Annotated in this window: 8 protein-coding genes and 1 pseudogene; 8 read left to right on the forward strand and 1 reads right to left on the reverse strand. The window is 71.9% G+C overall.

Annotation, left to right across the window (positions count from 1 at the left end):
• From H5J29_RS13975 to H5J29_RS14005, 7 genes and pseudogenes are all read left to right on the forward strand, one after another.
• Positions 1–337, forward strand: a pseudogene (locus tag H5J29_RS13975) (hypothetical protein); the annotation flags it as partial.
• Positions 338–341: 4 nt separating this feature from the next.
• Positions 342–1,361, forward strand: a complete 1,020-nt coding sequence (locus tag H5J29_RS13980; RefSeq protein WP_312858212.1) for a C40 family peptidase — start codon at positions 342–344, stop codon at positions 1,359–1,361.
• Between the two features lie 15 nt (positions 1,362–1,376).
• Positions 1,377–1,814 carry a hypothetical protein gene (locus H5J29_RS13985; protein WP_312858213.1) on the forward strand — a complete coding sequence of 146 codons (438 nt, stop codon included), beginning with the start codon at positions 1,377–1,379 and terminating at the stop codon, positions 1,812–1,814.
• A 521-nt stretch (positions 1,815–2,335) separates the two neighbouring features.
• Complete coding sequence (gene dnaK, locus H5J29_RS13990; protein WP_181781385.1) at positions 2,336–4,201, forward strand: molecular chaperone DnaK; 1,866 nt, start codon at positions 2,336–2,338, stop codon at positions 4,199–4,201.
• The gene (gene grpE, locus H5J29_RS13995; protein ID WP_181781386.1) at positions 4,198–4,860 is read left to right on the forward strand and encodes a nucleotide exchange factor GrpE; all 663 of its coding nucleotides are present in this window, start codon (positions 4,198–4,200) and stop codon (positions 4,858–4,860) included. Before dnaK ends, grpE begins: the two co-directional genes overlap by 4 nt.
• Before the next feature lie 13 nt (positions 4,861–4,873).
• Positions 4,874–6,088, forward strand: a complete 1,215-nt coding sequence (locus H5J29_RS14000; RefSeq protein WP_181781387.1) for a DnaJ C-terminal domain-containing protein — start codon at positions 4,874–4,876, stop codon at positions 6,086–6,088.
• A gap of 15 nt (positions 6,089–6,103) precedes the next feature.
• Positions 6,104–6,553 carry a heat shock protein transcriptional repressor HspR gene (locus H5J29_RS14005; RefSeq protein WP_181781388.1) on the forward strand — a complete coding sequence of 150 codons (450 nt, stop codon included), beginning with the start codon at positions 6,104–6,106 and terminating at the stop codon, positions 6,551–6,553.
• A 65-nt stretch (positions 6,554–6,618) separates the two neighbouring features.
• Here H5J29_RS14005 and H5J29_RS14010 read toward each other — a convergent pair whose 3' ends face one another.
• On the reverse strand, positions 6,619–7,068 hold the full coding sequence (locus H5J29_RS14010; RefSeq protein WP_181781389.1) for a hypothetical protein: 450 nt from the start codon (positions 7,066–7,068) through the stop codon (positions 6,619–6,621).
• A gap of 68 nt (positions 7,069–7,136) precedes the next feature.
• On the opposite strand from H5J29_RS14010, the gene H5J29_RS14015 reads away from it, so the two are divergent.
• The coding region (locus H5J29_RS14015) for a nucleotidyltransferase domain-containing protein (RefSeq protein WP_220187405.1) at positions 7,137–7,831 on the forward strand (695 nt) is incomplete at its 3' end.

Raw genomic sequence — 7,831 nt, forward strand, 5'->3', positions numbered from 1 at the left:
GCTGACCCCCACCACCCTGCCGCTCGCCGCCGCCCCGGCGGACGCCCTGCAGGTGGCGCAGAACTGGGCCGCGGCCTGGGCGAACCATCCCGCGGGCATGACGAACCAGATCTGGGTCGCGGGCCTGACCCCGTTCACGACCCCGGAGTACGTGGGCACACTGACCGGGGTCGATCCGGCGAACATCCCGGCCACCCGGGTCACGGGGCCCGCCCGGCCCAAGGAGGTCTCGCCGCGGACGGTCCTGGTCACCGTGCCCACGGACGCGGTGAACCTGGCCATCACGGTCGTCGACACGGAGGCGGGCTGGCGCGTCTCCGGCTACGACCAGGCCTGACGCCGTGCGCCTGTTCCGGCCGCTGCGCCTGCTGCTGCCCTTCCTCGCCATCGGTGTCGCGCTGCTGGTGTTCCTGACGATCGGGTTCCTGGCCTTCGCGCCGTCGTCGTCGCAGACGCAGCAGGGGCCCACGATGGCGAGCTGCGACGCCGGCATCGGCGCGGTCGGCCGAGCCACGACGGGCCAGCCCGCGGGCGCGACCATGGAGACGCTGAGCGACGAGCAGCGACAGAACGCGGCGACGATCATCGGCGTCGGCAAGGAGATGAACACGCCCCCGCGGGCCTGGCTGGTCGCCCTCGCGACGGCGATGCAGGAGTCCACGCTCCGCAACATCGACTACGGCGACCGGGACTCACTGGGGCTGTTCCAGCAGCGTCCGTCGCAGGGCTGGGGCTCGCCCGCGCAGGTCACGGACCCCGTCTACAGCTCGCGGACCTTCTACGAGCGGCTGCTCCTGGTGCCCGGCTGGGAGCAGCAGCCCGTCACGGTGGCGGCGCAGACCGTGCAGCGCTCCGCCTTCCCGAACGCGTACGCGAAGTGGGAGACGCTCGCCGCGGGGCTGGTCGGCCAGGTCGGCGGGGTGGCGGACCCCGCGGGCTGCGGGCCGGGCACGGCGACCCTGCCCGCGGGCGTCGCCAAGGCGGCGATCGAGTTCGCGCTCGGCGAGGTCGGCAAGCCGTACGTGTGGGGGGCCACCGGGCCGAACACCTACGACTGCTCCGGGCTGATGCTGCGGGCCTTCGAGTCCGCGGGCGTGCAGCTGCCGCGGGTCTCCCGGGACCAGTACAAGGCGGGCGGGCACCTGCCGGTGCGCGAGGCACAGCCCGGCGACCTGATGTTCTACGCCTACGACCGCGGCGACCCCCGCACGATCCACCACGTGTTCCTCTACCTGGGCAACGACCAGATGGTCGAGGCCCCCTACAGCGGCCAGAACGTGCGGGTCCAGCCCGTAAACTGGACCTACGACGAGCTGGTGCCGCTGGCCACCCGGCCGGGGACGCCCGCCAACTCCGCCTGAGATCGAGGTCCTCCCGTGTCCCGCCCGACCGTGCCCGCACCCGCCCCGCGGCCCCGTTCGACCACCCCGCTGGCGGACTACCTCGACCGGCCGGCCCCCGGGGCGGGACCGGAGTACCTGGTGGTGCCGCGGTCGCTCGCCGAGGCGATGCCGCTGCGGTGGCAGCAGGTGTTCGCAGGTCTGCTCGCCGACCTGCACGAGGCCTACGGCCACCTCGACTGGCCGGACTACCGGGTCGTGCCGAGTCGCTGGGAGCTGCTCCGGGACCTGGACGAGCAGCAGCTCGCCGCGGCGGGGTACGTCGCGGACCTGGACCCCGACGGTGCGCTGGAGTACCGGGACGCGTCGGGTGCTGCGGTGCCGGAGTCGCAACGCGCCCTCGCCCCGGTCGCCGACCCGCTCCCGCGCCCTGGCGAGGAGGTGCCCCCACCCCAGCCGGCGCCCCCGCTGTAGCGGTGTATCGCCTTCTCTAGTGCTGAGGGTAGGGAGTGGTAGATCGCGCGATGCTCGGTTGCGGGGTCGCGGGGTCGCGGGGTCCGAGGGTCGCGGTCCAAGATCGCACGTTTCGTGCTCTCAGCGCGGCAAGATCGCTGTCTGCGTGCGCTGAGCGTCGTCGGAACAGCAGTGAGAGCACGAAACGTGCGATCTTGGGCGGCAGCGCGTGTCGACTGCACGCCCCAGCGCCGACGCAGCATCAAGATCGCGAGTGAGGTGCTCTCAGCGTCGTCGGCATGACGCTGAGCGCACGCAACCGCCGATCAAGCAGCGCTGAGAGCACGAAACGTGCGATCTTGGACCGCCGCGGAGAGAAAGTTGAGCCGCCCGGGAACAACCTCACGAAGTCGCCCGTTGGGCTGGGTAGCAAGTTGAGCGAGTCAGGCTCAAGGCCGAGTTGACGGCCGGGGCTCGAATCGCAAGACTTGAGCCCGATCCGCTCAACAGAGCGGTCACCACTACTTCGGAGGCTTACAACCATGGCTCGTGCGGTCGGCATCGACCTCGGGACCACCAACTCCGTCGTCGCCGTCCTCGAGGGCGGGGAGCCGACGGTCATCGCCAACTCCGAGGGCGCCAGGACGACGCCGTCGGTGGTGGCGTTCGCACGGAACGGCGAGGTCCTCGTGGGTCAGTCCGCGAAGAACCAGGCCGTCACCAACTCGGACCGGACCTTCCGTTCGGTCAAGCGCCACATCGGCGGCGACTGGAAGACCCCGGACATCGACGGCAAGACCTTCAGCACGCAGGAGATCTCCGCCCGCGTGCTGCAGAAGCTCAAGCGGGACGCCGAGTCGTACCTGGGTGAGCCGATCACCGACGCGGTGATCACCGTCCCCGCGTACTTCGAGGACGCGCAGCGGCAGGCCACCAAGGAAGCAGGCCAGATCGCCGGCCTCAACGTCCTGCGCATCGTCAACGAGCCCACCGCGGCCGCGCTGGCCTACGGGCTGGACAAGGGCGAGACCGAGCAGACCATCCTCGTGTTCGACCTCGGTGGCGGCACGTTCGACGTCTCCCTCCTCGAGATCGGCGATGGCGTCGTCGAGGTCAAGGCCACCAACGGCGACAACCACCTCGGTGGGGACGACTGGGACGAGCGCGTCGTGACGTGGCTCGTCGACAAGTTCAAGAGCAGCCAGGGCATCGACCTGACCAAGGACAAGATGGCGATGCAGCGGCTGCGCGAGGCCGCGGAGAAGGCGAAGATCGAGCTCTCCAGCTCGAACAACGCCACGATCAACCTGCCGTACATCACCGTGGACAGCGAGAAGAACCCGTTGTTCCTGGACGAGACGCTCTCCCGCGCCGAGTTCCAGCGGATCACGCAGGACCTGCTCGACCGCACCCGCGCGCCGTTCAACCAGGTGGTCAAGGACGCCGGTATCTCCGTCGGCGACATCGACCACGTGGTCCTCGTCGGCGGCTCCACCCGCATGCCCGCCGTCACGGAGCTCGTCAAGGAGCTGACCGGCGGCAAGGAGCCCAACAAGGGCGTGAACCCGGACGAGGTCGTCGCCGTCGGCGCCGCCCTGCAGGCCGGTGTGCTGCGCGGTGAGGTCAAGGACGTCCTGCTGCTGGACGTCACCCCGCTGTCCCTCGGCATCGAGACCAAGGGCGGCGTGATGACCAAGCTCATCGAGCGCAACACCACGATCCCCACCAAGAAGTCCGAGATCTTCACGACGGCGGACGACAACCAGCCGTCGGTCCAGATCCAGGTCTTCCAGGGCGAGCGCGAGATCGCGGCCTACAACAAGAAGCTCGGCATGTTCGAGCTCACCGGGCTGCCGCCCGCCCCCCGGGGCGTGCCGCAGATCGAGGTCTCCTTCGACATCGACGCCAACGGCATCGTGAAGGTCACCGCGATCGACAAGGGCACCGGCAAGAGCCAGGACATGACCATCACCGGCGGATCCGCCCTGGGCAAGGACGAGATCGACCGGATGATGAAGGAGGCCGAGCAGCACGCCGCCGAGGACAAGAAGCGGCGTGAGGAGGCCGAGGTCCGCAACCAGGCCGAGACCCTCGTGTACCAGACGGAGAAGTTCCTGAAGGACAACGAGGAGAAGGTCCCCGCGGACGTCAAGGACTCCGTGACCTCCGGGCTGGACGAGGTGAAGGAGGCCCTCAAGGGCACCGACGCCGAGGCCATCAAGTCCTCGATGGAGAAGCTCGCCACCGAGTCGCAGAAGCTCGGCCAGGCGCTCTACCAGCAGCCGGGCGCCGAGGGTGCCCCCGCCGGGGACGCAGGTCCCACCGGCGAGTCGACGTCCGAGGCTAAGGCCGACGACGACGTGGTGGACGCCGAGATCGTCGACGACGAGGAGAAGAAGGACAAGTGAGCACCCCGTACGGATCCGACCGCAGGCCGGGCCCGGAGGGGGAGCAGGAGGAGCCGGTCCGGTTCACGGACCGGCGCCGGATCGACCCCCTGACGGGGGAGGTCCGGACTCCGGGAGCGGGCGGCACCCAGCAGGGTGCCGCCGCCCCGGGGGGGACCCCTCCCACGCCGGACGCTGAGCCCGAGATCGAGCTCGAGGACCCGCGGATCGCGGACCTCGAGAAGCAGCTCGAGGAGCGGACCAACGACCTGCAGCGCGTCACCGCCGAGTACGCGAACTACCGCCGCCGGGTGGACCGGGACCGGGAGTCCGTGTTGATCGGGGCGAAGGTCTCCTTCGTGTCCGACCTGCTCACCGTGCTGGACGACATCTCCCGCGCGGAACAGCACGGCGACCTGACCGGCCCGTTCAAGTCGGTGGCGGACAAGATCGTGAACGTGGCGCGGGGGCTCGGGCTCGAGTCCTTCGCCGCGGACGGCGAACTGTTCGACCCGTCGCTGCACGAGGCCGTCCAGCACGAGCCCGCCGAGGCCCCCGGGCCCACGATCACCGTCCTCACGGCGGTGCTGCGGCAGGGCTACAAGATCGCGGACCGGGTACTGCGCCCCGCGATGGTGACCGTGGCCGACCGCCCGGACCCCACCGCGGAAGAGGACTAGGAGAGGAGGCGGGATGACCCAGCGGGACTGGATCGAGAAGGACTTCTACCGTGAGCTGGGCGTCTCGTCCACGGCGTCGGACCCGGAGATCAAGAAGGCGTACCGCAAGCTCGCCCGCGAGCTGCACCCGGACGCCAACCCCGGCGACGCCAAGGCGGAGGCGCGGTTCAAGGCCGTCTCCGAGGCCTACGGCGTGCTCGGCGACGCCGAGAAGCGCAAGGAGTACGACGAGACCCGCAAGCTCTTCGCGGGCGGCGGGATGCCCGGCGGCTTCCCCGGTGGGGGCCAGGGCTTCCCGGGCGGGTTCCCCGGCGCGGGCGGGGGCGCCCAGGGCTTCTACCTGGGCGATCTCTTCGGGCAGGCGGCCCGCTGCGGCGGCACGGCGGGCGCGGGCGGGCTCGGCGACCTGCTCGGCGGCCTGTTCGGCAACCGCGGCGGGGGCGGCCCCACCCCGGGCATGCAACGTGCCCAGCAGGGTGCGGACGTCGAGAGCTCGCTGACCATCCCGTTCGAGGACGCGGTCCGCGGCGCCACGATGACGCTGACCGTGACCTCCCCCGGGACCTGCGACACCTGTCACGGCAGCGGCGCCCGCCCCGGCACCGGCTCGCACACCTGCCCGGTGTGCAGCGGGTCCGGGTTCGTGAACCGCTCCGAGGGGGCGTTCGCGATGTCGGAGCCGTGCCGCGAGTGCCGCGGCACGGGGTCCGTGGTCGACGACCCGTGCCCCGAGTGCCACGGGGACGGCGTCAGCACCAAGGCGCGACCGCTGACGGTGCGCATCCCCGCGGGCGTGGAGGACGGCCAGCGCATCCGGCTGGCGGGCAAGGGCGGTCCGGGGCGCTTCGGCGGCCCGTCCGGTGACCTCTACGTGAAGCTGAGCGTGACGCCGCACCGGCTGTTCGGTCGGTCGGCGAAGAACTCGCGCGATCTCACGCTGAAGGTCCCGGTGACCTTCCCCGAGCTCGTCTCGGGTGCGACCCTGACGGTGCCCACGCTCGACTCGACGGTGTCGCTCAAGATCCCCTCGGGGACCGCGAGCGGCCGGACCTTTCGGGTCCGCGGGCGCGGGGTGCAGGCGAAGAAGGGTGCGGGCGACCTCCTCGTCACCGTCGAGGTGGCCGTTCCGCAGCGGCTGGACGAGGCCGCGTCGGAGGCCCTGCAGGCCTACACGGACGCGACGAAGTCCTTCGACCCGCGGGCGGACCTGCTCGCGGGGGGTCGGTAGGGGAGGTGAGGCGAGATGACTGAGGATTCGGGTCCGCTGCCCCCGGGCGCGGGCCAGGACACACCGGTCTTCGTCATCTCCATCGCGGCCGAGCTCTCCGGGCTGCACGCCCAGACGTTGCGCAGCTACGACCGGCTGGGGCTGGTGAGCCCCGGCCGGTCGCCCGGCGGCGGACGGCGCTACTCGGCGCGGGACATCGCGCTGCTCCGCGAGGTGCAGCGGCTCTCCCAGGAGGAGGGCGTGAACCTCGCCGGGGTGAAGCGGATCATCGAGCTCGAGCAGCTGGTCGACGACCTGAAGGCCCGGGTCGCCGAGCTGCACGAGGAGCTCTCGGCCGCCCACGCCGCGGCCGAGCAGGCGGCGAGCATGGTCCATCAGACCTACCGCCGGGACCTGGTCCCGGTCGACCGCAGCGCCGTCGTCGTGTGGCAGCCGCGCCAGCCGAGACGCAAGCCCCAGGACTAGCCGTCAGGGAGCCACAACCGTCGTTCTCGGCCTCCGAGACGACAGTTGTGGCTCCCTCACGCGTCTCAGGGCTGCTGCGCCGCGGCGATCTCCGCCTCCACGACGGACAGCGGGCGGCGGGAGATGGTGCCGGGGACGGCCGCGTCGAGCACCGCGGGGTCCGCTTCGTCCACCTCGGCGATCAGCGCACTGCTGCCCGCGGGCACGGCCTGCGCGATGTGCCGCAACGCGAGGTCCTCGGGACTCTGCTCGGTGGCGCCGTAGAGCGCCACGAGCTGGTTGCCGAACAGCAGGGTGTCGATCGGCCCCAGCAGCAGCGTGACGAGCGCGCCGAGCCGCGGGTGCTTCTCGGCGAACGTGAGTGCGTCCCCGGCCTCGTGGTCCAGGCTCAGCGCCCCGTCCGCGTCCCGGCTCACGATGGCCGCGGCCCGCAGCTCCACCCCGTCGAGCCCCTCGAGGGACCGGAGGGCGGCGTCCAGGTCCGTTGCGGTGATCACGACGACGTTCTCGGCCATGGTCCGAACGCTACCGCTCGGGGGCGAAAGGCGTTGCCCGGCGCGGGGACCGTGGCGACCATGGTCCGGTGACCGATCTCGCGCGGATGCTGGCTCCCCGGCTCGCGGCCCTGCCGGGCGTGGTCGCGGTGACCCTCGGCGGCAGCCGGGCGGCGGGCACCCAGCGGCCGGACAGCGACTGGGACCTCGGGCTGTACTACCGCGGCGACTTCGACGCGCGGCTGCTGGCCGGGCTCGGGTTCCCCGGGCACGTGGCGCAGCGCGGGGAGTGGGGCCGCATCGTCGACGGCGGGGCGTGGCTGTCCGTCGACGGCACGCCGGTCGACGTGCTGCTCCGGGACCTGGACCGGATCGACGCCTGGTACGCCGACGCCCGGGCGGGCCGGTTCGAGATCGACGCGGTGGAGGGCCACGTGGTCGGCCTGCCCACCTACACCCCGATCGGGGAGATCGCCCTCGGCGTGCGGCTGGCAGGCACCCTGCCCGCGGTCGACTTCCCGGTGGAGCTGCGCCGCACCGCGGCGTACCGGTGGCGGTGGGGGTCGGCGTTCTCGCTGTTCCACGCGCGGAGGCACGCCGAGCGCGGCGAGCTCACCCAGGCCGCCGGGATGGCGGCACGGGCGGTGCTGCAGACCGCGCACGGGGTGCTCGCCGGGCGCGGGGAGTGGACGCTCAACGAGAAGAAGCTGGTCCGGAAGGCGGGCCTCGAGGCGGCGGATCCGCTGGTCGCGGGCTTGGGCCGGGACCCGGTCGCCGGGCTCGC

It is taken from the genome of Pseudonocardia pini, from assembly GCF_013870575.1.
In the GTDB taxonomy this organism is placed as follows: Bacteria; Actinomycetota; Actinomycetes; order Mycobacteriales; family Pseudonocardiaceae; genus Pseudonocardia; species Pseudonocardia pini.

Excerpts from the sequence above, each read along its gene's own strand:
- H5J29_RS14005 (WP_181781388.1), top strand. The coding sequence starts at position 6,104 with ATGACTGAGGATTCGGGTCCGCTGCCCCCGGGCGCGGGCCAGGACACA.
- H5J29_RS14000 (WP_181781387.1), top strand. The coding sequence starts at position 4,874 with ATGACCCAGCGGGACTGGATCGAGAAGGACTTCTACCGTGAGCTGGGC.
- H5J29_RS14010 (WP_181781389.1), bottom strand. The coding sequence starts at position 7,068 with ATGGCCGAGAACGTCGTCGTGATCACCGCAACGGACCTGGACGCCGCC.
- dnaK (WP_181781385.1), top strand. The coding sequence starts at position 2,336 with ATGGCTCGTGCGGTCGGCATCGACCTCGGGACCACCAACTCCGTCGTC.